23 protein-coding genes are annotated in these 25,460 nt (G+C 58.3%); 8 read left to right on the top strand and 15 right to left on the bottom strand.

From position 1 onward, the window contains the following. Positions 1-69: 69 nt before the first annotated feature. Both CAF65_RS03950 and CAF65_RS03945 read right to left on the bottom strand, forming a co-directional pair. Positions 70-231 (bottom strand): DUF2986 domain-containing protein, encoded by a 162-nt coding sequence (locus tag CAF65_RS03950; RefSeq protein WP_085715106.1) that lies wholly within the window; start codon positions 229-231, stop codon positions 70-72. A gap of 57 nt (positions 232-288) precedes the next feature. Then, entirely contained in the window at positions 289-855 is a 567-nt protein-coding gene (locus CAF65_RS03945) for a nucleotidyltransferase family protein (protein ID WP_085715105.1), read from the bottom strand. 229 nt (positions 856-1,084) lie between these two features. On the opposite strand from CAF65_RS03945, the gene CAF65_RS03940 reads away from it, so the two are divergent. Next, positions 1,085-2,422, top strand: coding sequence for an MFS transporter (locus CAF65_RS03940; RefSeq protein ID WP_085715104.1), 1,338 nt, complete (start codon positions 1,085-1,087; stop codon positions 2,420-2,422). A 102-nt stretch (positions 2,423-2,524) separates the two neighbouring features. Beyond that, on the top strand, positions 2,525-4,225 hold the full coding sequence (locus CAF65_RS03935) for an aspartate:alanine exchanger family transporter (RefSeq protein WP_085715103.1): 1,701 nt from the start codon (positions 2,525-2,527) through the stop codon (positions 4,223-4,225). A gap of 48 nt (positions 4,226-4,273) precedes the next feature. Here CAF65_RS03935 and CAF65_RS03930 read toward each other — a convergent pair whose 3' ends face one another. From CAF65_RS03930 to CAF65_RS03915, 4 genes are all read right to left on the bottom strand, one after another. Further along, complete coding sequence (locus CAF65_RS03930) at positions 4,274-5,179, bottom strand: amino acid ABC transporter substrate-binding protein (RefSeq protein WP_085715102.1); 906 nt, start codon at positions 5,177-5,179, stop codon at positions 4,274-4,276. Positions 5,180-5,227: 48 nt separating this feature from the next. Continuing rightward, positions 5,228-6,568, bottom strand: a complete 1,341-nt coding sequence (gene potE, locus CAF65_RS03925; protein WP_085715101.1) for a putrescine-ornithine antiporter — start codon at positions 6,566-6,568, stop codon at positions 5,228-5,230. Between the two features lie 480 nt (positions 6,569-7,048). Continuing rightward, entirely contained in the window at positions 7,049-7,921 is an 873-nt protein-coding gene (locus CAF65_RS03920) for a DNA/RNA non-specific endonuclease (protein ID WP_085715100.1), read from the bottom strand. A gap of 225 nt (positions 7,922-8,146) precedes the next feature. Then, positions 8,147-8,584 carry a GFA family protein gene (locus CAF65_RS03915; protein ID WP_085715099.1) on the bottom strand — a complete coding sequence of 146 codons (438 nt, stop codon included), beginning with the start codon at positions 8,582-8,584 and terminating at the stop codon, positions 8,147-8,149. Positions 8,585-8,875: 291 nt separating this feature from the next. Between CAF65_RS03915 and CAF65_RS03910 the strand changes: the two genes are divergently transcribed. The 4 genes from CAF65_RS03910 (at position 8,876) to CAF65_RS03895 (ending at position 14,554) form a co-directional block, all read left to right on the top strand. Beyond that, complete coding sequence (locus CAF65_RS03910; RefSeq protein WP_085715098.1) at positions 8,876-10,384, top strand: PLP-dependent aminotransferase family protein; 1,509 nt, start codon at positions 8,876-8,878, stop codon at positions 10,382-10,384. Positions 10,385-10,496: 112 nt separating this feature from the next. Beyond that, the gene (locus tag CAF65_RS03905) at positions 10,497-11,567 is read left to right on the top strand and encodes a sugar phosphate isomerase/epimerase (RefSeq protein ID WP_085715097.1); all 1,071 of its coding nucleotides are present in this window, start codon (positions 10,497-10,499) and stop codon (positions 11,565-11,567) included. 51 nt (positions 11,568-11,618) lie between these two features. Further along, the gene (locus CAF65_RS03900; RefSeq protein ID WP_085715096.1) at positions 11,619-12,884 is read left to right on the top strand and encodes a nitrate/nitrite transporter; all 1,266 of its coding nucleotides are present in this window, start codon (positions 11,619-11,621) and stop codon (positions 12,882-12,884) included. A gap of 182 nt (positions 12,885-13,066) precedes the next feature. Then, a complete protein-coding gene (locus CAF65_RS03895) occupies positions 13,067-14,554 on the top strand; it encodes a sensor histidine kinase (RefSeq protein WP_085715095.1) in 1,488 nt (495 codons plus the stop codon). Here CAF65_RS03895 and CAF65_RS03890 read toward each other — a convergent pair whose 3' ends face one another. Then, the gene (locus tag CAF65_RS03890; RefSeq protein WP_085715094.1) at positions 14,555-15,253 is read right to left on the bottom strand and encodes a response regulator transcription factor; all 699 of its coding nucleotides are present in this window, start codon (positions 15,251-15,253) and stop codon (positions 14,555-14,557) included. A gap of 593 nt (positions 15,254-15,846) precedes the next feature. Between CAF65_RS03890 and CAF65_RS03885 the strand changes: the two genes are divergently transcribed. Continuing rightward, entirely contained in the window at positions 15,847-16,125 is a 279-nt protein-coding gene (locus CAF65_RS03885) for a DUF2790 domain-containing protein (protein ID WP_085715093.1), read from the top strand. 239 nt (positions 16,126-16,364) lie between these two features. Here the strand turns inward: CAF65_RS03885 and CAF65_RS03880 are convergent, their stop codons facing one another. From CAF65_RS03880 to CAF65_RS03850, 7 genes are all read right to left on the bottom strand, one after another. Then, entirely contained in the window at positions 16,365-17,963 is a 1,599-nt protein-coding gene (locus CAF65_RS03880; RefSeq protein WP_085715092.1) for a multiheme c-type cytochrome, read from the bottom strand. Between the two features lie 345 nt (positions 17,964-18,308). Further along, positions 18,309-18,767, bottom strand: coding sequence for a MarR family winged helix-turn-helix transcriptional regulator (locus tag CAF65_RS03875; protein ID WP_008019187.1), 459 nt, complete (start codon positions 18,765-18,767; stop codon positions 18,309-18,311). 127 nt (positions 18,768-18,894) lie between these two features. Then, positions 18,895-19,347: an Ohr family peroxiredoxin gene (locus CAF65_RS03870; RefSeq protein ID WP_085715091.1), complete on the bottom strand. Its 453-nt coding sequence runs from the start codon at positions 19,345-19,347 to the stop codon at positions 18,895-18,897. Positions 19,348-19,424: 77 nt separating this feature from the next. Next, on the bottom strand, positions 19,425-19,865 hold the full coding sequence (locus CAF65_RS03865; RefSeq protein WP_085715090.1) for an Ohr family peroxiredoxin: 441 nt from the start codon (positions 19,863-19,865) through the stop codon (positions 19,425-19,427). Positions 19,866-20,368: 503 nt separating this feature from the next. Next, entirely contained in the window at positions 20,369-20,986 is a 618-nt protein-coding gene (locus tag CAF65_RS03860) for a hypothetical protein (RefSeq protein ID WP_085715247.1), read from the bottom strand. Between the two features lie 661 nt (positions 20,987-21,647). Further along, the gene (locus tag CAF65_RS03855; RefSeq protein ID WP_085715246.1) at positions 21,648-22,484 is read right to left on the bottom strand and encodes an alpha/beta fold hydrolase; all 837 of its coding nucleotides are present in this window, start codon (positions 22,482-22,484) and stop codon (positions 21,648-21,650) included. A gap of 235 nt (positions 22,485-22,719) precedes the next feature. Next, positions 22,720-23,511 carry a cysteine hydrolase gene (locus CAF65_RS03850; RefSeq protein ID WP_178076651.1) on the bottom strand — a complete coding sequence of 264 codons (792 nt, stop codon included), beginning with the start codon at positions 23,509-23,511 and terminating at the stop codon, positions 22,720-22,722. A 183-nt stretch (positions 23,512-23,694) separates the two neighbouring features. On the opposite strand from CAF65_RS03850, the gene CAF65_RS03845 reads away from it, so the two are divergent. Then, a complete protein-coding gene (locus CAF65_RS03845) occupies positions 23,695-24,687 on the top strand; it encodes a GlxA family transcriptional regulator (RefSeq protein ID WP_085715089.1) in 993 nt (330 codons plus the stop codon). Between the two features lie 28 nt (positions 24,688-24,715). Here the strand turns inward: CAF65_RS03845 and CAF65_RS03840 are convergent, their stop codons facing one another. Continuing rightward, positions 24,716-25,411: a tRNA (adenine(22)-N(1))-methyltransferase TrmK gene (locus tag CAF65_RS03840; protein WP_305880153.1), complete on the bottom strand. Its 696-nt coding sequence runs from the start codon at positions 25,409-25,411 to the stop codon at positions 24,716-24,718. Positions 25,412-25,460: the final 49 nt, after the last annotated feature.

Here is a 25,460-nt window from a genome sequence, read left to right as displayed (position 1 = left end):
ACATGACAAAGCCCCCGGCTCGAAAGAACCAGGGGCTTGAGTTTTCAAATGGTGCGCGAGCTACAAAGATCAGCTCTCAGAGGAAATGGCCGGGTCGTGACTGGATTCAGCCGTCAGCTTCAATCGGTCGGCTTTACAAATGTATTTAGGCTTGTTCTTCGGTGCCAGTTTGGCACTGGCCTTTTTGGCCTTCTCCTTGAACAGCTGCTTCAGTTTCTTTTGACGGTTCATGTTGTGCTACTCAGCCTGTAATTCTTGAATGATATCAGCTTGAGACATTTAACCGATTCAACTTTGCGGCTCCATGATCCTGAGCCAGGGCCAGCGAGCCTGATAACTTTTCGCCTTCTGATCGAACAGGACTGGCTTGGGGTGCCATGGATTGATACGAAGCAGCCCGTACTCTGTGTCGGCCAGGCCGTTGGGCGCATAGACTTCGCCCGTTTCAACATCCAGACCGATGCAGGTGCCGGCAATCAGGTAGCGATCAATCCCGTCCCTGGCCGACTCAAGCTTTGGATAATCCCCACCAAACCGCTGGCCGTACCACAGGTGAACTCGAGCCTGATTCTTGATCTCAATGTTCACGTCGAGGTCCCGGAACAGACGCTGGCCTGATTGGATGACCTCATTTTCGGCTTCCCACGACAGGTCATCATCGAAGTAAAAGACATCGTAGTCTTTCACGCCCCACTCTGGCGGTCGCTGAGACTGATGATTCCACACGGCCTGGAACAGACAACCGGCAGTGAGCATGCATTGGCTCAAACCGAGTTCAGGCAAGCGAGCGGAAATTTCTGCGTTTACCGGGTTGGTCATTGCGATCCTGACGAGGCTTTCAACAGTCAAAGTCATTTTCATTCCTTAAAAATCGAACGGGCCCCGGCGACCGACAATACCCTCGGTGCTTTGCAAATTCGATAGGACATTGCCCTTTGCTCTCCCTCGGCCAATCTGGCGCGAATCATGCGTGATTCAACGGCATGAAGTCGGTGCTGACTATGCGGATGACACTTTTGAAGTGAGTCACCTCAGTGTCTGCCCCGATAATCGATAGCGTACTCACGGACTGTCGAGGTCAAGCATGACGAACGCAACGATGGAACAAGTCAGCCCGCAAACGCTGAGAAGAGTGATTGTGGCCGCCGGCATCGGCAATTTCGTCGAGTGGTTCGACTTCGCCGTCTATGGCTTTTTGGCCACGACCATTGCCCAGCAATTTTTCCCCAGTGGCGATGCCAGCGCCGCGCTGCTCAAGACCTTTGCGGTATTCGCCGTGGCCTTTGCGTTTCGGCCCCTTGGCGGGATTTTCTTCGGCATGCTCGGCGACCGGATCGGCCGCAAGCGAACCCTGGCGATAACCATACTGCTGATGGCCGGGGCGACGACCTTGATCGGTTTGCTGCCCACTTATGCGGCGATCGGAGTCATGGCGCCGGTTCTTCTGTCCCTGATCCGCTGCGCCCAGGGCTTTTCCGCCGGTGGAGAATACGCCGGTGCCTGTGCCTACCTGATGGAGCACGCACCGAGTGACAAACGCGCCTGGTACGGCAGCTTCATTCCGGTGTCGACATTTTCCGCCTTTGCCGCGGCAGCCGTGGTGGCCTACGCACTCGAGGCGTCACTGTCGGCCGAGGCAATGGGCAGTTGGGGATGGCGTCTGCCGTTCCTGATTGCCGCGCCTCTGGGCCTGGTAGGTCTTTACTTGCGCTGGAAGCTCGATGAGACACCGGCATTCCAGGCAGTGACCCAGGAACACGCAGTCGCACACTCCCCACTCAAGGAAACCTTGCGCAACCATGGTGCGGCTATCTGCTGCCTGGGCGCTTTTGTGTCACTGACAGCACTGTCGTTTTATATGTTCACCACCTATTTCGCGACCTACCTGCAAGTCGCCGGTGGCCTGAGTCGCGCCACGGCGTTGCTGGTGTCACTGATCGCATTGCTGTTCGCTGCAGCGATCTGCCCGTTGGCCGGGCTGTATTCGGACCGGGTCGGGCGTCGAATGACGGTGATGACGGCTTGCGCGCTGTTGATCGTCGCCGTGTATCCATCGTTCCTGATGGCCAGTTCCGGCTCGTTCGCAGCGTCCATCGTCGGCGTCATGCTGCTGGCGATTGGCGCGGTGTTGTGTGGCGTGGTGACGGCGGCACTGCTCTCGGAAACCTTCCCTACCCGTACCCGCTACACCGCCTCGGCGATCACTTACAACATGGCGTATACCATCTTCGGCGGCACTGCTCCGCTGGTGGCGACATGGCTGATCAGCACCACCGGCAGCAATCTGTCGCCGGCGTTCTACCTGATCGCTGTTGCATTGCTCGCGCTGGCGGGCGGGCTGGCATTACCGGAGACTTCAAGGATTTCCCTGCATGACGTTACGTCGCAAGAGAAAGACGCAAGTGTGAGCGCTGCTGCCTGAAAATGGCGTTGCGGGTCAACCACCCCGGATTCACACGCTACGCTACTGCCTGAGGTTTCCGGACATCAGGCATAAACGTAGCGAAAAAGGGGGAATCAACCGGTGCAGGCACTCTTTGCGTTTCTCAATGCCAACCCCTACATGCTGCTGTTCCTGGTGGTGAGCCTGGCGGTGCTGATTGGCCGTTTCACCATCAAGGGTTATGGGTTGGGTACGGTCGGCGGCGCCATCGTGGTTGGCTGTGGCGTGGCCATTGCCGCGTCCCTCTATGGCATCACGCTCAAGCTCGACACGTTCACCATGAACCTCTTCTACTACCTGTTCATGTATGGAGTCGGCTTGCGCGTCGGTCCCTCATTCCTCAATAGCCTGAAAGATGATGGGCTGAAGTTCACCCTCCTGGCGGTCATTTGCAGTGTGTTCAGTCTGGCCGTGGTGGTAGTGGGCACTCGTCTTTTGAACTTGCCGACAGGCGCGGCCGGCGGAATCCTCGCCGGGGCCACGACCATGTCCTCCGCCATCGGCTCGGCCGAACAGGCGGTGGCCTCAGGTGCCGTCCGCCTCGCACCGGGCGACACGGTCGAGGGGGTGTCCGCGATGATAACCCTGTCCTACGGCATTACTTACATCTGGGGCACCGTCGGCATCGTACTGATGTGCAAATACATGCCGCGCTGGTGGGGTGTCGATGCAAAGGCGGCAGCCCGTCGTTATGAGGAACAGCATGGGATGCATGATCTCGAGGACGATGGCCTCACTGCTGACAAGGCCTTCGGGTTGCGCGCCTATCGCCTGGATAACCGCACGACTGCCGGCCTCACCATCCGCGAGTTGCTCACCCGATTCCCTGAATACCGTGTCGTCAATGTGCATCGTGGCAATGAGTCGATAGGGGCAGATCCTGATATCCGGTTGCAGTTGGGGGATGTGATTACCCTTGGAGGCACACGTACGGGCCTCACCGCCAACATCGGCCTGATCGGCCCGGAGGTCGATCACGCCAGGGCGCTCGCGGTAACACTGGATCATGCGGAGATCCTGGTGACTGAGAAAGCCGTCATCGGCAAGAAACTCAGGGAGTTCCGCGGACTCGACCTGGCCGGACAGGTTCAGCTGACTCGCATCCAGCGCGGCGGTGTACCACTGCCCGCAGGGCCGGAGACCACGTTGCAACGCCGCGACGTGCTTTTCGTCACCGGCCTGTCCAGCGCAGTGCAACGCGCGGGCGAGTTGTTCGGCGTCATCGCCCGGCCCAGCAGCCTGACCGATTTGTTGACGCTGTTTGCCGGAATGAGCCTGGGGCTGCTGATCGGTTTTATCCAGTTCCCCGCCTTTGGCGCTTCTGTCGGCCTGGGTAGCGCTGGCGGTCTGATGGTATCGGGGATCATCGTCTCGTCACTGTCCTCGCGCCTGCGGTTCTTCGGTAATACGCCAAACGCTGCGCGTAACATCCTTGAGGACATGGGCCTGCTGGTGTTCGTTGCCATTGTCGGGATCAATGCCGGCGCCACCCTGCTCGCTCAACTGACGGGTACGCTCGCCGTGCAGATATTCCTGGTGGGCTTCGTCGCCTGCATGTTGCCGCCGTTCGCCGTCTGGGTGGTTGGTTATCACTTGATGAAAATCAATCCGGCGGTATTGATGGGCGGTATGGCCGGCGCCCGCAGTCATTCCGGACCGTGCCTGGAGGCCGCGGCGGAGATTGGCAGCAACGTGCCGTGGGTCGGTTTTCCCGTAGCCTTTGCAGTCTCGGGAATCCTGCTGACGGTCCTCGGCTACTTCGCCATGGTCTTCGCCAATTGACGCTGCTCACCTGTAGGAGCGAGCTAGCCCGCTCCTACAGAAAATCCATCAGGGCAACGCATACACCCTGAACAGTTTCTTCACGGTCGCGTTGGTCCCACCCAGATACTGGTCGTAGGCTTTTTCCACGAAGCCCGAGTAATAGGCCTCACTCAAGGCCGTATCGACCAGCAAGCGGAAGTCTTCGTCGTTGCGATCCACGATCATCGCCACCGGCGAGTACTCGAAGATACGGTCCAGGATCATCAGGTTCCTGGCCGCGCCTTCCTTCGCGATTTCGTTGCGAAGCAGCATGCGTTCGGAGAAGAAGGCGTCGGCCTTGCCGTCGGCGACCAGCTTGATGCCCTCGTCGATGTTGGCCACGGTCACCAGCGAAGCGATCACGTTGAGCAGGCGCATCTGCTCGCGAATCCAGTCTTCGGTCACCCCGCCCTCGAGCGTCGCGTAGGTATGATTGGCCAGACCATTGTTGATGCTGGCACGCCAGGTCGGGCCAGTATTGGCGACCTTGCCATTGAGCACATTGAGCAACGGTTCGGCAGCATCGTTGCGCACCACGACCGAGAGGCCTGCGGTGTAGATCGGTATGGAGTAGCTGATCATCTTGCGCCGTTCCAGGGTGGGCGGAGTCGGCGTGCAGAGGATATCCACCTTGCCCTGGCTCACGGCACTGACCTCGTCCGAAATCTTTACAGATTGGTAGTGCACTTGCAGGTCGGGCAGACCCAGTTCGCTCTTGAGCTTGTCCGCGACTTTCAGGCACAGGTCGATGGCATAACCGCTGGCCTTGTCCCCTTCCTGCTTGCTGAAGGGGGCCAGGTCAGGCAAGTAGCCCAGGGTAAAAGTGTGGCTGCTGCGCACACGTTCAAGGGTGTTGGCGCCGGCCACTAGCGGCAGCGTCAAGAGTGTGAAGGCAAGCAACAGTCTGGTGGTTGTGGCAAATGGTACGTTCATGTCCGGTTTCCCCGTATGCAGATGTCTGTGCAGTCCTGATGGCCACGCCTAAGGGTTGCCGGCCCTGGCCTGATTGGCCGATGGCGCATCGGTGAAGCGTTTGGCGAGGAATCCATAGAGCAGGTAGCCGACAGCGAGCACCAGGGTACCGCCCATCACTGCGTCCTTGCCGCAGGCATACAGGGCGTACAAGGCATACGTCATTGCAATCAGCAACACCACCACGTTACGCGAGTGTATGGCCGACGAGACCCCGGCCTTGTGCATGATCACCAGCAGGCCCGTGAGCGCAGTGATATAGGGGATCAGGTTGGTGACCGCTGCCAGGCTGACCAGCTTGCTGAACTGGGCGGCGGCGTCGGGCGAGATGGTCGACAGGGCCATGATTGTCTGCAGCACGCCGCAGACAATCATGCCGACGACGGGCGCATTCATCGAGTTGACCTTGCTGAACAGCTTGAGGAACAGGTTCTGGTCAGCCGTCATCTTCGCCGTTTGCGCCAGGGTGAATTGCCAGCCCAGCAGCGAACCGACGCAGGCCATGACCGCCAGGGCCATGACGATATGGCCGACCATCGGGCTGAATATCGTGGCGTAGACCAGCGCGAAGGGCGCCGTGGATTTGGCCAGGTCAGCATTGGGAATGATGCCCTGGATGACGGTGGTCGACAGCACATAGACCACGGCGGCGCCCAGGGTGCCGAACAGGCAGGCCAACGGCACGTTGCGCTTGGGGTCTTCCACGGCATCGGTGGCCTGGGCCGCCGATTCCATGCCCAGGAAGGCCCACAGGGTCAAGGGAATGGCTTTGGCGATGGCTTCGGAAATCGGCAGGCTGTTCGGGTTCCAGGCAGCGGCCAGCACATCGGGCTTGAACCAGAACCAGCCGATGATGCTCAGGCCCGCTACCGGGATGATCACGCCCCACACCGTGAATGCGCCGATCTTGCCGGTGATGCCCGGGCCACCGAAGTTGGCGAAGGTGGTCAGCCAGATCAGCGCGATCGTGCCGATGCACAGCGGAATGGCTCCCGTGCCCAGCCATGGCACGAAGGCCGTCATGTAGCCCACCGCCGAAATGGCCACAGCCACGTTGGCGATGGCCAGTGACAGGAAGTACAGGTACGAGCAGAGGAAAAAACCCGACTTTGAGTGGGCTTCTTCGGTATAGGCGGACAAGCCACCGGAGCGCGGACAGAAGACCCCACACTGGGCAAAGCAGTAGGCGATGGCCATCGAGCCGATCGCGGTGAAGATCCATGACAGCAGCGAGACGGCGCCCAGTTGCGCCATATTGGTGGGCAACATGATAATGCCCGAGCCCATCATGTTGACCGTGACCAGCGTCGTGAGCCCCATCAGGCCCATTTTCTTGCTTGAATCAGCCATCGCAAACTCCTTGCCTTGTTCAGAGTTTTGAACCTGGGCCCGGCGACATGCAGTACGCGGCCGGACAGGGGCTAATGCTCACTGCCTGACCAGGTAAACCTTGCTGGTTGGGTGCTGCGCAGGGGCATGCTGTCGTCGTGTTCCTGAGTCATGGACCCAAACAGGACGAAGAAGCGCTGCACCAAACAGGAAAATTACACGGGTGTCACGAAAGCAATCCCGGACCGCATCGCCGGCCGCGATTTTCAAAGCGTTCATAACCAGAATCTCTCGGTCTGCTTGACGTTGAAGTTCCTGGGACGAGTATCTGTGGAGGCATCATGTCCCGGGGTCAGGAGCGATTGCCCTATTGGGTATAGTTCAAAATTACAAACTGTTACTTCTTGCCGGATTTATTTTCCGGAACTTTTTGGCGTGGTTCATGGCGATGAAACACCCCATCGGTTGCATCCAACCTTTGGGGTGTTGCTCATCCAGCCATCAGGTGCGCCCTGCGGACCCCGTGACCGGCAGATCCCCCAGCAGCTTGAGCCCGGTACTCTTCACGAAAGTCTCATAGTCCATCGGCCTCTCGATACGGGTTTCGCCGTTAGGCAGCACGTAGGCCCAGGCACGTTTGGACGATGCGTCGTACACCAGCTTGAACAGGCGCGTCGGCACCCAGACCTGGTTGTCGCCGATGGTGGAGTGGCCAGGGTCAAACAGCGGGCCGGTAAAGACAAACACGTTGCCATTGGCTCGCTTGGCAAACTTCCTGACATCCGACTCGACCTTGCTCCAGATCTTGCGGTTGTTGGTCGGGTCTTGCGGCACCATGTTCGATAGCGCAAAGGATTGGGCCATGGCATTGGGGGTCGGTGCATCGGCGGCCGGGGATTGATGGCCACGGTCCACGGCCGGGTGCTGGCTGCGGTAGTCGCTCAACTCAGCGCGTCCACTTTTGGGGATACGTGGGTCCGGATAGAACTGGTTGGTGCGCTCTTCCCCTTTGGCATCCTGCAACTGGGCTGCATTCAGGCGTTCGACCACGACCAGCGGGGTCTTGCTGGTTTGCGAGTACAGCACCGCGAAGTTATCGGAACACAAAGCCAGGGGCTTCATGGTTGCCGGCACAGTGGCGGTGTTGATCGGTTTCGCGGCCGGGAACAGATCTGCGCAGCCGTCGAAAGATGCCTGTCTTTGTTTGTTCGAGTAGAGGTCCAGGGCCGCGCTCTGGCTGATCGAGCCCGAGCGGGATGTTTGTTCATGATGCGCGGCGGGCGGTTTGAGCAGGTCCAGCAGGCTGCGGGCTTCTGCCCCGGACGAGAGCAAAACAAGGGCCGACAGCCCAACTGCAATTTTGCGTAGGTACATGAGTTAAATCTTCGAGTGGAATGGAGGGGATAACCGTATGGCGAGTCCCGATTCACGGAACCAGGGAGAGGCTGTTGCTGATTATGTGGCGGCGAGCATGCATTCACTGTCCTTGATCAAATTGCCGATGCGGGGCCGGTCGGTTCCGGGCAGTTCGACCGCCAAAGGTCGAGCGCGGTTTATTGACCATGCCAGCACAGGTTAGTGCGGAGCAGTGTTCAGATTCTATTCGCCAGTGTCGACCTGAAGTTCGTTCAGAATAAACCCAAGAGAATCCGGGGCCGCGCGATGAGTTTTTTCCGAGCGTTGTTCATCCCATGGCATCGCGTCATCGGTGCAGAAATCGCCCACACACACCATGCTCAACTCGACATCGAGAAGTCCAAGCGGAATCCAGAAGTAAGGCGTCTCGCGCAGGGGATTGGGCACGGTCGAGCCACACTGCGAGCAAAAGTCATTCCGGTACCCGCTGGGTTTTCGCCAACTGGTGATCGCACCTGCCCCTTCGTCCCAGCGAAAGTCGCACGCCTTGACCAGCGTGGCGAGATTATGGCCAACCCCGGTTTGCTTGCGGCACAGGGAGCAATGGCAGCGATAAAAAAATCGTGGTTCAACCGTCAGGGAAAAACGTACAGCTCCGCAAAGACATTGTCCTGATGTCATGTGTCTCTCCATTGAAGAACGATTCACCGGGTTATTTGCCGGCTTGAATGCCGGTATCGGCAAAGAGGTGGCCGTCATGGTACTGGCCTTTCATTGCCATGGAAAATGCCGTCCCCGGTCGCCACTTCATTACGGCGCCGATCGTGGAGGCCAGCGCAGGGCGTGCCGGGTCTTGTGCGCTGTATCAATGCCCGAGGTGGATGACTTATCGAGTACCGCTCGATACCCTTTTACGTCCAGGTGCCTGACGGCCATTCAGGCCAGACCACACTCCATCCAGACGAACAAATAATGAAATCCTCCGCCGGTTTGCTGTTGTCGGGTATCGAGCTGGACCGTGCCAGTTCCATCCCCTTGTACCGCCAGCTCTACTTGCAGATTCGCAAACAGATTCTCAGTGGCAGGATTCAGGGCGGCGTACGCCTGCCTTCCACCCGGACCTTGAGCAAAGAACTGCAGCTTTCGCGAATCAGCATTCTCAATGCGTTCGATCAGCTGATTGCCGAAGGTTTTCTGACGTCGCGGACCGGGGCCGGGACCTATGTCGGCCATGAATGGGAAGGCCGCGGTATTGATGACGACAAGCACCAGCGCCAGCCTCCTCGCCTGTCCGATCTCAGCCAGTCCATGCTGTCGTTGCGCAGCGATCATTTCCGAGGCGTTTCCTATGCTGACTGGGCGACCGGGAGCCCGACCTCGTTCCTGCCCAGTCACAGCGCTTACGATGCGTTCCCGCAAACCGTATGGAAGCGTCTGTTGAACCGCCATCTGCACAAACCGACCAAGGCCATGCTCGGCTATGGCGAACTACAAGGACTGCTGGCCCTGCGCGAGGCGATTGCCGAATACGTCTTCGATGCCCGGGGTATCGACTGCAGTGCCGAGCAGGTGGTCATCGTTTCCGGCGCCCAGCAAGCCTTCAACCTGCTGGGCATGCTTTTGCTCAATCCGCAGGACAGCTTCTGGATGGAGGATCCGGGGCATATCGCGGCGCGAATTGCGCTTCAGGCCCAAGGCGGGCTGGTCGTGCCGTTGCGTATCGACGAACAGGGGATCGATATCCAGCAAGGCCTGGCTCAGTGTCCTGACGCCCGCCTGGTGTTTACCACCCCTTCTCGCCAGCACCCCTTGGGCATCACCATGAGTTACGCCCGGCGCCAGGAGCTCATCGACTGGGCCGCGCGCAATCAAAGCTGGATCATCGAGGACGACTGCGACAGTGAGTTTCGCTACAACGGTCGCCCCCTGCCGGCACTTTATGCCATGGACCAATGGGCCCGGGTCATCTACGCCGGAACGTTCAGCAAAGTGCTCTTCCCCTCGCTGCGGCTGGGTTACGTGATCCTGCCGAACGCCTTGATCGAACCCTTCTGCACCCTGCGCGCGGTCATGGATCGCAGCCCGCCCACACTGCTGCAGGCTGTCACGGCAGACTTCATGCGCGAAGGCCACTTTCTCGGTCATATTCGTCGAATGCGTGCGCTGTACCAGGCTCGCCAGCAAGCACTGGTCGAACAACTGCAGCAACAGCTGGGCACTTTCTTCAGGATCACGCCCGTGGAAGCCGGCATGCACCTGATCGCCTGGTTACCCGAGCATCTTGACGACGACACTCTGGCCAGGGAACTCGGCGAGCATGGCATTCATACCTATCCCCTGAGTGACTACTGCGTCGAGCATGCCTTGCCGCCGGCGCTGCTGATCGGTTTTGCCAGTACCCCTGAGGACCAGGCGCGCGCGCGCGTCGAAGCGCTTGCCCAGGCCTTGGGCAAAATGGGCTACCTGCAACAGGCCACTTGACGCAAGGCAAGTGGTCTTATGATTTAGCTGATAATGGATCTATCGAGAGTTCCTGACTGGCGCGATAAAGGCTGCGCCGGTAGACCCGGCGTCTGAACCAGGAACGACTCTAATGAACAACAAGATCCAGGAACGCTTCAACGCCTTGCTCAGCCACAAGGCTGTCGAGGCCGGGGCTCCCCCCGTACTGACCGAGGCACTGGCCCGCCAGTTACTCGACCGACTCGGGCAACTGCGCCTGTTTGCGCATGCCTACCCCTTGCTGACCAACCTGACCCACGGCCGTGTCACCCCTGGCGACCTGCTGGACTTCGCCTACCGCCACGAACTGCAGGGGCTGAGCCTGCACTTGCTCGACGGTGAAGCGAACAGCCTGAGTCAAATGACACCCGCACAGCTTCAGGCGTTCGCTGCCAAGGCCAGTGCACTCGGGCTGGATGTGCATCTGGAAATCAGCAGCACCCTGAAAAAAGACATCGATCAAGTAATCGCCATCGCCAAGGCGCTGGGCACCCGCAACATCCGCGTCTACTCACGCTACGAAGGGGCGCTGTCCCGGGTCATGGACCTGATCGAGACAGACCTCGACTACCTCGCGCAACAGGCAGACGAGCACGACCTGTTCTTCGACTTCGAGCAGCACGAAGAACTCAAGAGCGCTGAAATCGCGCAACTGCTGAACCGGCTGAACCACCCACGGCTGCATGCCCTGTTCGATTTCGGCAACATGATCAATGCCTGCGAACAGCCCCTTGCGGCACTGCGCACCCTGGCGCCGCACATACGCCAGACCCACCTCAAGGGTGTACGCATCGTCCCCGAGCAAAACGGGTTCGGGCATTACGGCGTGCTGCAGGGCTGTGCCGAAGACGACCTGCCCAACGCTCGCATGTTCTTCGAACTGCTGATGCTCGGCGAATCAACCCCGCAAGTGATCGCCTTCATTCTCGAGCAGGAAAACCACTACGTCGCTCCGGCGTTCCGTCAGCTTGACGAAGCTGCCGACCCATTCATTGCGTACCGGGAAATGAGTGAAACAGCGCTGCCGGAAGGCTACTCGCTGGAGCGAATGCTGGCCGATGAACACCGTTGGGCAAACAACCAGGTCGCCTACGTACGAAGCCTGTTGGCCGAGTTCCGGACACTGGCCGAGTTGACCCTGGCCCATTGCCCTGACGCCTGAACCTGATGTGCCGAGCGGCACTGCCTACCCAATTACGCCTGGAGAACAATAATGACATCCCATGACAAGGCCAAATGGCTCAGATTCCTGATTCTCATCCTCGGTGGTGGCACCATCTACAAGCTGGCGAATCTCAAAGACGCCTTCTACATCCCCATGCAAGAATTCATGGGGCTGTCCCACACTGAAATCGGCGTGCTGCTGAGCGCCAACGCCATCATCGCCACCGCGCTGTTCGTGGTCGGCGGCATGCTCGCCGACCGGTACGACACGCGCAAGCTGATCCCCCTCGGCCTGATCGGTACCGGCAGCCTCGGGCTTTACCTGGCGACCTTTCCGCCCTTCAGCAATCTGCTGGTTGTGTTCTGCCTGCTGGCCGTGTGTGCCGACTGCATCTTTTGGCCTTCGCTGCTCAAAGCCATCCGCAACCTGGGCGACGATCAGGAACAGGGCCGCCTGTTCGGCCTGCTCGAAGGCGGGCGTGGCGTCATTGATACCCTGGTCGCCTTCTCTGCGCTGGGTGTCTTCGTCGCCATGGGCTCCGGTGAAAACGGTCTGAAGTCGGCGATCCTGTTCTACTCGGTCATCGACATTCTTGCCGGGACCCTGACCTGGCTGCTGCTCAAGAGCGGCAATACCCAGTCGACCGCCAAGCCCAAGAACGGATTGTCCAACCTGCTCGAGGCCATCAAGGTGCCGGGTATCTGGCTGGTCAGCCTCAACGTATTCATGGTTTATATCGTGTACTGCGGCCTGACCTATTTCATTCCCTACCTCAAGGACATGTACCAACTGCCCGTGGCCCTGGTGGGCGCCTATGGCATCATCAACCAGTACTTCCTCAAGATCCTCGGCGGCCCTGCCGGCGGTTTCATTGCCGACAAGCAGTTCAAGAGTTCCAGCCGCTATCTGAAATGGGCATTCCTGGCGTTACTGCCGCTGATGGGCGCCATCATGCTCATCCCGAAAAGCCCGGGTTTCATATACGCCGGCATGGCCGCCACCCTCTCCTTCGCGCTGATCGTTTTTTCCATGCGCGGCGTGTTCTGGGCCCCCATGGGTGAAGTCGGCATTGCCCCGCACATCACAGGCTCGGCCTTTGGTATTGGTTGCCTGATCGGCTATGCGCCTGGCATGTTTGCCTACGTCATCTATGGCGCAATACTCGACCACTTCCCAGGTCAACAGGGCTACAACTACGTTTTCTCGCTAATGAGTCTGCTGGCCATTCTCGGGTTCATGGTATCCAGCCTGCTGTATCAGGCGGTGCGGAAAAATTCCACGGCCACTGGCAAGGTCAGCACAGCACAAGCTTGAACTTCGCCAGGGCAATGAACCTGACTATCATCCGAGGTGTGTAGTCCATCAGTGAAGCTGTCGGATCGCTATGCAGTGAACTACTGTCAGTCATGAGCATGGCGCCGACAGCCAATCTCCGGATATCCGTCGGGTTGCAGGGTTTCCAACCGACTTGTCACGATGATCAGGGAACCAGGGCGATGGCAAAAGATGCAAAAGCCGAATCGGAAAACCAGACTCTGATCACCCAGGAGACTGAGGTGTTGGTCGAACCAGCCCCGGTTTCCGACGTGGTTCGCAATGGAGTCTGGCACATACGGATCAGGGGCCAGGCGCGCAAGCTGAGTCACTCGACCCAGTTTGTGATTGCCGCTGCGGTGATCCTGGGACTGACCATGTTCTTCGTCGGCAATCTGGTCACCGAGCGAATAGAAAATGCCGCGGTACAAAGTGCAGCAGAAGCAGGCGCCCAGTACATGGATACGTTTCTGGAGCCCTATGTGCAGGAGATGAGCCGGGACAACGGCCTTTCGGCTGCAAGTGCCCAGTTTCTGGACCGCCTCACGGAAAGCCGTTCGCTGAAACATCACATTGTCTCGGTCAAGATCTGGCGAGCGGATGGCACGGTCATCTACGGCACGAATAAAGCCATCACCAACCGCAAGTTTCCATTGGATGAGATCGCCGAGGCGCTCAAGGGCAAAGTGGTCACCGACCTTAAAGACCTGGACGAGGATGAGAACGAGTTCGAGCGCGAGCTCAACGTGCCGCTCTATGAGATTTACGCGCCCCTGAGAGATTCCAGCTCCGGGAATATCATCGCGGTGGGCGAATTTTATGAAAAGGCCGATAGCCTCAAGCGCGAGGTTAATCGGGTCCGACAGGAGGTATGGGAGGTCGTTGGCGCAGCGACATTGGCCATGCTGACGCTGCTTTTCTTCATCGTGCGACGCGGTGACAAGATTATCCAGCAACAACAAGTGGCACTGCACTTACGGCTGCAGGAGCAAACCCGTTTACACATCAACAATGCCGAACTTCAACGCAAGATAGCGACGGCTACCCAGGAGTTTTCCCGTGTCAACGAACTCACCTTGAGGCGCATTGGTGCAGACCTGCACGATGGGCCGGCGCAGCTATTGACCTTGATTCTGATCCGGCTCGACGACCTGGCCGAAAACTGCTCCGCCGTCGATCAGGAATCACTGGAAACCATTCGTAGCGCCGCCACCGACGCATTGCGTGAGGTCCGCGATTTGTCACGAGGCCTGGCACTTCCGGAAATCAACGACGTGAGCCTGGTGGAAGAGTTGCAACTGGTGGCACAACGGCACGAGCAACGCACTGGCACCAAAGTCACACTAGCCCTGGGGCCGCTACCGAAGACCGCACCACTGCCGCTCAAACTCTGTTTGTACCGTTTTGTGCAAGAAGCCCTCAACAACGCTTACCGTCATGCCAACGGCGAGGGTCAGGTCATCCAGGCGCGATACCTAGATGATGTATTGAACATCAGCGTCAGGGACAGTGGCCCAGGCATGGCGGCGGACGCCATGCTGCAAGAGACATCCGGCAGAACCCGATTGGGGCTCGCCGGTTTGCGTTATCGCGTTGAATCTCTGGGCGGGTTGTTCAGCATCGACTCCGGCGCCACGGGTACGTCGGTCAATGCACAGTTCAAACTCTAGTCAGGAGCCGCTCCGGGAATCCATTGGTGTTTCCCCTGCGCCGATGTGCAGGCGCCCGACAGCTTCGTGTTCGGTATAACGCCGCAGAGCCGCGACCGCTTCGACACGATTTCGGGCGTGCAGTTTCTGCATCACGCAGCCCATGTGGTGCTTGACGGTTTTTTCGCTGATCAACAGCTTTGACGCAACTTCCCTGTTGGTCAGGCCTTTTGAAACTTCACGAATGACCTGCTCCTCGCGATGGGTCAGATCACCCTTGTGAATTTCCGCTTCGTGTTGCTTGCTGTTACTGCGCAGTTTGTTGGCAAACTCGGGGGTGATATACGTCTCACCCTTGGCAACCGACCTGATCGCCAGGACCAGTTCCGGTCCGCTGACACCTTTCAACACATACCCGCTAGCGCCGGCCTCCAGTGCCATAAAGGCGTCATCTTCGGATTCCGAAACCGTCAGCATCAGCACCTTTACACCCGATAGCCGGGTGGAAATGAAGCGCACCGCGGCAAAAACATCGCCCGGCATATTGACGTCCATCAACATCACATCCGGACGCACCCTCTGGGCAATATCCCTGGCATCGTCTGCATTGGCGCCCTGCTCCACGACCTGAAGATCCGCCCGTTTCCTCAATGTATTGGCAACACCCTCACGCAACATCGGATGATCGTCGGCAATGCCGATGCGGATGAATGGATTCATGACGCGCTCCCGAAAAAGATCAGCACTCGAGTACTCATTGATTAATAGCAGGGAACCGGGGACGCCGCCGGTCACGCATTGTATGTCCCAGTCTCCAGGCGTTCGGAAATAGGACTTAGGTCGGATGAAAATTCAAGCCCAAATATGCATTCATGATCACAAGACCCTGAACTTCACGCTCCAACCCATTGTTTTAAAAAGCTTCTGAAAACCTCAATGAACAGACTGATCCATGAAACCCGGATCCATCTTTCATCCGACCAACAGCCGCTCTCCTGCGCCCGGGCACATACAACCGGAGTACTGAAGATCCCCCCGTTTTCGGTTCATGAAACGTCACATCCACGCGTGAAACCTTTCGCGAAAATCCGTCATGACATGTTATGCCCTCATCCAAAAACGGCGTTTGGCCCAACAAATACGGCGTTTAAAGGACGAATGGTCGAGAGGCGTCAAGCACGGGGAATTGCCGGGAGCCTAAAGCCACTACAGGCGACTCGGATGGGTGCGTTCGTCGCGGTGAAGTGAACTTCACTTTCAGGGCGTGTCACATGAAGTCCTTGTCAACCGAACAAAAACAGAGGTACAGCCTTATGAACATTGCCACAGTAGTCAGTGCCGTGATTTCCAGTCTCGCACCCAGTGTCTTTGACCAGAACGGCCTGCAAGAACCCGGCGCGCATGTCTCGGCCGTCGAATACCACTACGGAATGGAAATCGATGTGAAGCGGGTACTGCAGCGCACCGATACATCCGACAAGACCGGTATGGTACCGGTGACCCTGGTCTACGAAGACAGCGAGGGTGAGGTTCACAAGATCCGCTTCCTCGAATGGGGCGCAAGCCCGGCCAGTCCCACGAGTGTGGCCTGATCCGCTCGTCGAAAGGGTTCTGGGCCTCGCCAGCGCGGCACAGGCCTGAACCCCGACTCGCTCCTGTCGCAGAAACTCGTCCACCGTCGTGGTGCCGATGTTTCGGGAGCAAGCCTGAAGGCGCTACCAATTGCACCTGGCTCAGCGCCGAAAAATAAATCCCTCCGATTTTCCACTTTTGCGAATTCAGGCAGGGTAATCCAGCCAAGGGTTCGGCTGCAGATCACACGGATAGGCCGCTATCGGCGGGACGCAGTGATCGGGGACAAGGGGACGCTCTGCGTGACTTTGGCCATCTGGGTGATTTCCACCTGCACCTTATCCTTGCCGAGCAGGTAGTCGGCCAGCTTCTGCGAAAACGGCCAGTAGTTCAGTTCGGCGGTCAGAGTCAACGGCCCGACGGCGTCGGCCGGCACCAGGAAGGAGAATTCCCGGATATCGTAGCCTTTGGGCAGAATGCGGTTGTCCGAGAGTATTTGCGTGGCATTCCACACCTCGACATCCAACGGATTGCCGTCCTTGTCGCCTATGTGCACTTTGAAATTTCGCGTGTCGAACTCGGTCTTGCCATCCTTGATCGCACCCAGTCGATAAAGCTCACCCCCCTTGGCATCCAGCACCCGGAAATCGATCCAGATCTCCCGGCCCTCCGGAAACCCGGTCGGCAGCTTGTGCCCGGCGCCGACATTGGTCACTTTAACCGCTACCGAGGTGTATTGCCCGGGAGTGATGGCTGCCGGCAGTTGCTGGAAGGTTATTTCCCCGGCGTGGGCGAGCATGTCGCGAGCGCGTTGCGCACCCTCTTCCTGACCGAGATGCTTGAGCATCATCGCGTTTGCGCCGCTGAACCAATGCGAGGAGACCTCCTCGCGATCTGGCCCCATGATCGCGGCCTTGCCCGCAAAAACCGGCATGTGGCAACTCTGGCAGGTAACACCGTTAAGGCTGTAGGCACTCTCCTGCCATTCGTCATAAGTGCGCTCGACCGCCACACTACTGAACGGGTGAGTAACGTTGTGGCAAGTACCGCAAAAGTCCGAGCGCGTGTGCAGAGCGGAATACACGGTATCGTGATAAGGAGAAACGGCATCTTCACGCGGACCGAACTTGGTCGGTTTACCATGCGCTCGGGGGCTCAGAACGTAGGCGCCGTTATCGAGGCCCGTACGGGAACTGATGTTGTGGCAGGTCTCACAATCGACCCCTGGCATCGGATGATTTTTCGCACTGTCCTCAATCGAGGAGCGGTTGACTTTCGAATTGATCTGCCCGGTCGTAAGACCGATCGGGGTATGGCATCCGGTGCAGAAGTTATCGACCTTGCCCTCGGTGGCCTTGCTCGCGCGCTTGAGCAAGGCCCGATAGATGGGTTCATCCCAAGCCTGGGACATCATCGACGAGCGCCATTGCCTGTAGATCTCCGTATGGCAAGCGCCACAGACCTGGGCGTTGTCGAAGTCCTTCACATTCAAGACCAGATTGCCGGGGGTATTGGCCCGGTGCGGAAAGAACGGCATTGCGCCAGTCACATGCATGATCCTGGAGCGTGCCGGCTCCAGCCACTTGTCGTTACTCTGATTGTCAGTGCCCTGAGGCTCGTCGGCCGCCACCAGCGTTACCGTCAGCAGGCAAATCAGAACACACAAAAGACGACGGACGAAAGGTCTGATCCGCAGAAAAAACGGTATGAACAATGCCGCCAGGGAACTATTCAAGTCGACAATGGCCAGCTTGAGGCCTGCCGGGACATTGAATAAGGTCATGTAAGAACGGGTGCGCGTCGTCCATAGAATGATCAATGCCGATAACCGCTGCAGCATTACCTTGGAGTGGCTCATGAGCATTTCCCCTGGACGGTCGCAGAGGATGACTGCAGCACTTCTATTGAGTAGCCAGGGTATTTCGTGATGCAAACCGATGGTTACATGCAATCTCTCAATGGAGTACTGACAGCTCCACAGCTGCCCGACTTTGCACCTTTCATGAATGGGACAACCTCACACAGCAATTACCCTGCCACCCTTGCAGCAATATATGGGCGATGAACTGAATGCCCCGCAAACATTGGCCGGATAATGAAATATTGTGCGAATGAAGAGGCGAATACTGCTGAGCAACACCACCCATTAGTGGGGGGGAGTTCACTCCGAAATCGGGGGACCACTCACTTTTCTCGATACGGCTTACTCTCTGTCTTTCGTCGACCGGATGAGATTGCCCCGCAACTTCACAATTGCCTTCTGCATTTGCACGAAGTCGTCGGGATCAAGACCGGTTTGCGGGAAGCCGTCTTCGGAGAGGTCTTCACGCAGTTTTCGTCCCTCTTTTGTGAGATTGATCCGCACCTGGCGTTCATCTTCCGGGTCGCGCTGGCGTAACAGATAACCCATCGCTTCCAGCTTCTTCAGAATCGGTGTGAGGGTGTTGGATTCGAGAAACAACTTTTCGCCGAGACTGCCAACGGTCTGGTTATCTTCCTCCCACAGCGCCACCAGGGTGATGTATTGCGTATAGGTCAGGCCGAGCCGTTCAAGCATCGGCTTGTAGGCCTTGCCGAACGCCAGGTTGGTGGAATAGACCGCAAAACACAGGAAGTCGGAGAGTTTGAGATCCAGGGCGGATATCTTGCCGGTGTTTTTCATGGGTGTTCTCTTGGGTCCAGCTTGCGAGACCGAGACTATACATCGTACGCGATGGTATCGGAAATGCGCATAAACACCGAAGGCCAGCTCACCTGGAAAATCCCCGGTGAGCCGGCCTTCGAGTGAGTCATGCCGTCAAGACATTGATGTCGACATCAATGTTGCCGCGTGTGGCCTTGGAGTACGGGCAGATTGCATCGGCGTTGTGGGCCAACTCAGTCGCCACCCCATGATCCAGCCCCGGGACGCGCAACGTCAGTCGGGCCTGGAGGAAGTACGCCGCGCCGGTCTGGCCCAGATCGACTTCAATGTCGACGGCCGTGTCGGCCGGCAGTGTCACCTTCAATTGTTGAGCGGCCAGCCCCACCGCTGCGATGTAGCAGGCCGACCACGCTCCGGCGAACAGTTGCTCTGCTTTCGGGTGCGGCTGGACGGCGGTGAGCACGTGTGCCGGTGTTTCACTGCCAGGGGACGACAGCACGATGTCGAGATTGCCGTTATGGCCGCGCGACGTGTTGCCTGCGTTGTTGTGAGTGGTGTGGGTTTTGCCGCTGGCCAGTACTTTTTCGATCTTGCTCATGATGATTTCCTCAGGATTACAGTCAGTTATATTCGTGTACGCTTGTATCGCATGCGATATTTTTAATACACCAGGCATCACGCCGTAATAACGTTCAGGGCAACATCGATATTGCCGCGTGTGGCTTTGGAGTAAGGGCAGATGGAGTCGGCGATGTGCGCCAGTTCGGTCGCGACATCCTGTGCCAGGCCTGGCACGCGCAGGGTCAGTCGGGCCTGAAGGAAATACGCCGGACCAGTTTGGCCCACGTCCACTTCAATGTCGACGGCCATGTCCGCCGGCAACACAATATTGCGTTCCTGGGCCACCAGCCCCACTGCCGCGGTGTAGCAGGCCGACCAGGCCCCGGCAAACAGTTGCTCGGCTTTCGGGTGTGGCTGGACGGCGGTAAACACGTGGGCCGGCCGGGCGGAACCGGGCGACGACAGCTCGATATCGAGGTTGCCGTTGTGACCACCGACACGGCTGTGAGTGGTGTGGGTTTTGCCGGTAGCCAGTACTTTTTCGATTTTGCTCATGGGGATTTCCTCAGGGCTTAATGTTTAGTGCGATTTAATCGCGTGCGATATTTGTGGCATTAAAAAGACAACGTCCATCAATTGGCGTTTGCAATGATCCAGTTGTTGCCGTTGTGACCATGGGAAGCTTGAGCGGTAGAGCTGATCATTTTGCGGCTGCTTCCGGTGTTCATGGCTGAATCTCCAAGCGGCAAGGGTTGTCGTTGTTTGTAATCGCACTCGACTTGATCGCATGCGATGTATTAATACTCAACCAAAGCCCCAATGATGTCAAAGCTTATTTTATGGCTTGGCGATGAGCGGTAGGCTCGTGGCCGACCTTGCTACCCTCCTCCTCGCCACAGGTTCAATGTCTCGGCTGAATTGACCAGCATTAGACAATCCTGCCGGTTTTCTTTGATTTCACAAAACCCACACGCACAAAAAACCCCCTCGCCAGGAGGGGGTCTGATGTTTGAAAGGTGCAAAGGGTTCTACCCGTCTTTGCCTGGGTTTGCGTCAGCTCACCGCGCAGGAATTCCTGCGAACATCCAGGTGGTCTCTTCAACAGGCGCTGCCGCGTTGCGCTTACGGGCCCACTGAGTCAACGCCACCATCATCGCAAAGCCGAGCACGATCAACACCGGATAGGCCATCAGCAGCTCGGTGAGCGAATATTTCCAGGCCAGCGGTCGACCGACACCGAGCATCGCGGCATACAGCCAGGACACGCCCGACAGTGCGCCGGAGAACAGGGCAAACATTCGCACATTGATCTGGAGATCAAGCAACGACCCGGCCTTCAACATTGCCGGCAATACATAGCGGTGCAACAACATGCCGTTGAATGTCAGCAACAACACAATAATGACTTTGGCTTGAAGTTTCGGATTGGCAAAATAGGCCATACCTTTATCAAGATAATCAATGCCAATAATCGCAGCGCCGGTCACCCACAAGAATATCAGCGCATTGGCAACAGACTTCTGAAGGCTGGCCATATGATCATTGTCGTGCCCCGACGACACTCGACCTTTCAATAAATCCTTGACCATTGCGGCATCGCTGGCAAACACCAGACCAATGGCTACGCAGCAAGCCAACAGGTGAACGTAAACAACTCCTAAACGCAAAAACTCCATGGATTCTTTCTGCCCGAACAGGCCGGTAATTGTATTAATATCCACGATTACATCTCCACTTATTGCAGCAGTGCAAATTGGCCATGTTCCAGGCATGCGAGTTAATTAATCGCGCCGACAAGATCAAATTCGCATTGATTAAAGCGATTGAATAATTTGGTCTTACAAGAGAGAGCGACTCGCCCAGCGAGTCAGTGATGACGGCATAATATCACTCCAGGTCTCAGGTAAAAAAAATCCCCATGTGCATTCCATTCGATGCAGATGAGGTATTCGTCCATTATTTTTCTAGTGAGTGCAACGCGAAATCTCAGAGGATCCGCATGCTGGAGCATAGGAGCGTTGCATTTCCCGATCGTTCACTTTTTAAGCAAAACGCTCGACAAACGGTACTGAATCCAGCCCCCCGGGGTACCTTTCCCCATCGCTGAAACCTGCGTAGCTACGCAGCTGAATCGCTTCAGTAATTACTCCTGAAGAAAATTGCCATCGAGTCACATTTACATCGACCGACCCGACCGATGGTAAACATTGCCGCCCGGTCACCGGCAAGTTTGAGTTGCACGCAGTGACGCTCATGCACTCAGGAAAGAAGAGTGACGCGACCGGTCCATGAACCCTGCCATGGCCCTGCGAGCAGCAGAACCATGGCTCGATCCGGTCAGCCGCGAATGAACTTCAGCAGATCCTGATTGACCACATCGGCATGCGTTGAGCACATCCCGTGCGGGTATTTCTCGTACACCTTCAGGGTTCCGTTTTTCAGCAGCTTGCTCGACAGCAGCGCGGAGTCGGCAATGGGGACGATCTGGTCGTCGTCACCGTGCATGACCAGAGTGGGTACGGTGATCGCCCGCAGGTCATCCGTGAAGTCGGTTTCAGAGAAGGCCTTGATGCACTCATAGTGAGCATTTGCCGCGCCGGTCATGCCTTGGCGCCACCAGTTCTGGATCATGCCCGGCGAAACAGCGGCAGCCGGACGGTTGAAGCCGTAGAACGGGCCACTGGCAACATCCAGGTAGAACTGAGACCGGTTGGCTGCCAGTTGCCTGCGCATGTCGTCGAACACCTCGATCGGAAGCCCGCCCGGGTTTGCCAGGCTCTTGACCATGACCGGCGGTACCGCACCAATCAGAATCAGTTTGGCCACGCGCTTATGCAACTGGCCATGCCTGGCGACATAGCGTGCCGCCTCCCCGCCACCGGTCGAGTGGCCGACATGCACAGCGTTACGCAGGTTCAGTTGCTGTACCAAAGCGGCGACGTCTGCCGCGTAGTGGTCCATGTCGTGGCCATCGCCTGTCTGAGAAGAGCGGCCGTGGCCGCGTCGGTCATGGGCGATGACACGATAGCCCTGGCCAATGAAGAACAGCGCCTGGCTATCCCAATCATCGCTGCTGAGCGGCCACCCATGGTGGAACATGATCGGCTGGGCGTTTTTCGGGCCCCAGTCCTTGTAGAAGATTTCAACGCCATCTTGGGTCGTCACTTTGCTCATGGTCATGTTTCCGCTGTTGGTGTCGGGAGAGTTGACGGACGTGAGTGCCAGACAAGGTGTCGAGGACAAGGCCACGAAGGCCGTGGCACTCAGACCCAGCAGCAGAAAATCCCGCCGGTCCGGGCTATCGAGCCCAAGGTTTTCGCTCTCGCTCATGGCTGATTCCGTGTCAGTCGGTTGATTCGGGAGCCGCAAGGGCTCCCTTGTCTGCTGATGAAATGGGTCATGCCCATGGTCAGTGCCCTTCCAGCTTTTTCACCACTTCGTCGGTGGTCATCACACCGTTGGCGATGTAGCGGAAGTTGACCAATGCACTACCGTATCCGTCGCCGTCAGGCAGCTTCGGGCCGGCGACGGCGTCACGTACGACAACCACCTCGAAACCGCGCTCCAGAAACTCGCGAAGGTGCGATTCGACGCACAGGTTGGAGGCCATGCCGGCCAGGACGATTTTGTCGATCCGCTGCTTGCGCAACTGCAGCATCAGGTCGTTGCTTTGCGGGCCGTACAACTTGTGCGGTGAGGCGACGAGGGTCTTGCCGTCTTCGATGAAGGGTTTGAATTCCTTCATGAAGTCGGCACCCGAATTGCGGAATCCATCCAGCGTCAGGGCGCCCTTGCGGTCGAACATACCCAGCTTGTGCTGAACGGTTTCCGCTGGCGCTTCAAACTCCCACTGATGATCCTGGGGATAGTAGTAGTGCGGCGAGATGGCGACGGTCGCTCCGGCCTGTTTGAACGCCGTGAAAAGTCGGGTCAGATTCGGCACCAGGTGCTGCTCGGTAACGCTCTGGCCGAAGACTGACCAGCCCGCACCCTCCGGGCTCATGAAGTCGATCTGCGGGTCGATCACGACCAGCGCGGTTCGACTGGAATCCCATTGAAAGGTGGAGGCCGGGAGCGCGGGTTTGGCCGGATCGGCATAGGGGTTCTCGGCGGCGAAACCGATGCCGGGCGCCATCAGGATAGCCCCCAGCAAGGTGGCACAGGAGATGAGTCTGCCGGGATGAATTCGGTTGAAGGTCATTTTGCACGTCCGTAATGTGGGGGGTGGTGCATTTACGGTATGGCGAGAAGGCACCATGAAATGGACATATATCCCTGGATTTCGGCCGACCTGCTCACTCACCTTGCATGAGGCGGATCGGCCCGTGACCTTCCAGAGAGCAAGCGCGTACTATGCCCCCATCAGACTGTGGATGTTCCGTGCATGCAGCGTCACATATGTTTCCTGGTCTACCCGGGCTTCGTGCTGCTCGATCTGAGCGGCCCGCTCGAAGCCTTCTCCAATGCCAGTCGTGCACGCCCTTCGGCCTATCGATTCACGGTCGCCTCGCTTGAAGGCGGGTTGATCAGCGCGTCGTGCGGACTGCAAGTCGCGACGCAAGCCCTGCAGGTTGTCGACCAGTTCGACACGCTCATCATCGTCGGCGCCCCCACCGCCCCGATCGATGACAGGATGATGCCGATGGCAGCGGCGATACGGCAGATGTCCCCGCGCGCGCGCCGCACTGCCAGCGTCTGCACTGGCGCCTTCCTGCTGGCCGAGAGCGGCCTGCTCGACGGTCGTGTCGCGACCACCCACTGGAACTACGCGCCGCAATTGCAGGCACGCTATCCGGCGCTGCGTGTCGACGGAGATCGAATCTGGACCGAAGACGGGAATGTCTGGACGTCCGCAGGCATGTCGGCCGGCATCGACATGGCCCTGGCGATGATCGAGCAGGACCTGGGCAAGGAAGTGTCACGCTCTGTCGCGCGCATGCTGGTGGTCTACTATCGGCGACCGGGTGGTCAGTACCAGTTCTCTTCGCTGCTGGATTTCGACCCGGGCTCGGACCGGATCCGCACCGTGCTGAGCTACGTACGCGATCATCTGCGTGATGATCTGTCGGTTGAACGCCTGGCAGACGTTGCCCATATGAGCGTGCGCCAGTTTGGCCGAGTGTTCGCGGCATCGGTCGGGGTGACGCCGGCGAAAGCTATCGAGCGCCTGCGTATCGAGTCGGCACGGCCACTGGTCGAGGACGGGCACCAGACGTTCGAGGAGATCGCCAGGTGCGTCGGATTCGGCGATGCCGATCACATGCTGCGCAGCTTCGTGCGAGTCGTTGGGCGCACGCCACAGGAACTGCGTCGCAACACCCGCCAGGCCAAAGGCAAGGCCGGGGTCGTGAACAAGGGAGATCCATCGCCCGCGTAAGCGCAGACGCGTACCTTCCGGAACGGGCTCAAGCCAGCAACCGGGTGATCCAACGGGCCTGCTGCGCGATATCCTGCACCTTGTCCTCGGGCACGGCCTGCCGCGCCCGGGCAAAGTGGGCCAGGGTCTTCTGCTTCTGGCGCAGCTTGCGCTGCCACTTGCCCAGGAACGCCGGGCTGCGGGCCTGCATCTGTAACGGGCCGAAGTACAGTTCCTCGGCGGTGTACATCACTGGCCCGGCGCGCTCGGCGACGATGATTTCGTAGTCGAAACGATTTTCCCTCAGCACTTCTTCGCAGAGGATGCGATAGCCATTTTCCATCAGCCATCGCCGCAGTGGCTGCTCACCGCCGTTGGGTTGCAGGATCAGGCGCTCCTGGCCGCTCAGGTACACCTTGCCGCTGTCGAGGATGTCGCGGATCGTTTCGCCGCCCATACCGCAGATGCTGATCGCCGTAATCCCGTCTCCCGGCTCGATAGCTGCCAGGCCGTTGGCCAGGCGCACGGTGATCTGCTGGTCCAGGTCGTTCTCGCGCACGGTGCGCTCGGCCGAACGGAACGGCGTCAACGCCACCTCGCCGGCCACCGCCGCGGTGATAGCGCCACGGCGCAACAACGCCACCGGCAGGTAGCCGTGATCCGAGCCGATATCGGCCAGGCGCGCACCGGCTGGCACATGTGCCGCCACGCGTTCCAGGCGCATGGACAATGTCTGTTCGTTCAACTGCGGCCCCTTTTCACCACCAACGTCCGGCGCCTTTGGCCGGATCGGG

The sequence above is a fragment of the Pseudomonas sp. B28(2017) genome, from assembly GCF_002113025.1.
Classification (GTDB): domain Bacteria; phylum Pseudomonadota; class Gammaproteobacteria; order Pseudomonadales; family Pseudomonadaceae; genus Aquipseudomonas.
This window is presented reverse-complemented; position numbering and strand designations above follow the sequence as displayed.

Bases quoted from the DNA above. Each gene is read 5' to 3' on its own strand.
- CAF65_RS03950 (WP_085715106.1), bottom strand. From the start codon at position 231: ATGAACCGTCAAAAGAAACTGAAGCAGCTGTTCAAGGAGAAGGCCAAA.
- CAF65_RS03945 (WP_085715105.1), bottom strand. From the start codon at position 855: ATGACTTTGACTGTTGAAAGCCTCGTCAGGATCGCAATGACCAACCCG.
- CAF65_RS03940 (WP_085715104.1), top strand. From the start codon at position 1,085: ATGACGAACGCAACGATGGAACAAGTCAGCCCGCAAACGCTGAGAAGA.
- CAF65_RS03930 (WP_085715102.1), bottom strand. From the start codon at position 5,179: ATGAACGTACCATTTGCCACAACCACCAGACTGTTGCTTGCCTTCACA.
- potE (WP_085715101.1), bottom strand. From the start codon at position 6,568: ATGGCTGATTCAAGCAAGAAAATGGGCCTGATGGGGCTCACGACGCTG.
- CAF65_RS03920 (WP_085715100.1), bottom strand. From the start codon at position 7,921: ATGTACCTACGCAAAATTGCAGTTGGGCTGTCGGCCCTTGTTTTGCTC.
- CAF65_RS03915 (WP_085715099.1), bottom strand. From the start codon at position 8,584: ATGACATCAGGACAATGTCTTTGCGGAGCTGTACGTTTTTCCCTGACG.
- CAF65_RS03910 (WP_085715098.1), top strand. From the start codon at position 8,876: ATGAAATCCTCCGCCGGTTTGCTGTTGTCGGGTATCGAGCTGGACCGT.
- CAF65_RS03905 (WP_085715097.1), top strand. From the start codon at position 10,497: ATGAACAACAAGATCCAGGAACGCTTCAACGCCTTGCTCAGCCACAAG.
- CAF65_RS03900 (WP_085715096.1), top strand. From the start codon at position 11,619: ATGACATCCCATGACAAGGCCAAATGGCTCAGATTCCTGATTCTCATC.
- CAF65_RS03895 (WP_085715095.1), top strand. From the start codon at position 13,067: ATGGCAAAAGATGCAAAAGCCGAATCGGAAAACCAGACTCTGATCACC.
- CAF65_RS03890 (WP_085715094.1), bottom strand. From the start codon at position 15,253: ATGAATCCATTCATCCGCATCGGCATTGCCGACGATCATCCGATGTTG.
- CAF65_RS03885 (WP_085715093.1), top strand. From the start codon at position 15,847: ATGAACATTGCCACAGTAGTCAGTGCCGTGATTTCCAGTCTCGCACCC.
- CAF65_RS03880 (WP_085715092.1), bottom strand. From the start codon at position 17,963: ATGAGCCACTCCAAGGTAATGCTGCAGCGGTTATCGGCATTGATCATT.
- CAF65_RS03875 (WP_008019187.1), bottom strand. From the start codon at position 18,767: ATGAAAAACACCGGCAAGATATCCGCCCTGGATCTCAAACTCTCCGAC.
- CAF65_RS03870 (WP_085715091.1), bottom strand. From the start codon at position 19,347: ATGAGCAAGATCGAAAAAGTACTGGCCAGCGGCAAAACCCACACCACT.
- CAF65_RS03865 (WP_085715090.1), bottom strand. From the start codon at position 19,865: ATGAGCAAAATCGAAAAAGTACTGGCTACCGGCAAAACCCACACCACT.
- CAF65_RS03860 (WP_085715247.1), bottom strand. From the start codon at position 20,986: ATGGAGTTTTTGCGTTTAGGAGTTGTTTACGTTCACCTGTTGGCTTGC.
- CAF65_RS03855 (WP_085715246.1), bottom strand. From the start codon at position 22,484: ATGAGCAAAGTGACGACCCAAGATGGCGTTGAAATCTTCTACAAGGAC.
- CAF65_RS03850 (WP_178076651.1), bottom strand. From the start codon at position 23,511: ATGACCTTCAACCGAATTCATCCCGGCAGACTCATCTCCTGTGCCACC.
- CAF65_RS03845 (WP_085715089.1), top strand. From the start codon at position 23,695: ATGCAGCGTCACATATGTTTCCTGGTCTACCCGGGCTTCGTGCTGCTC.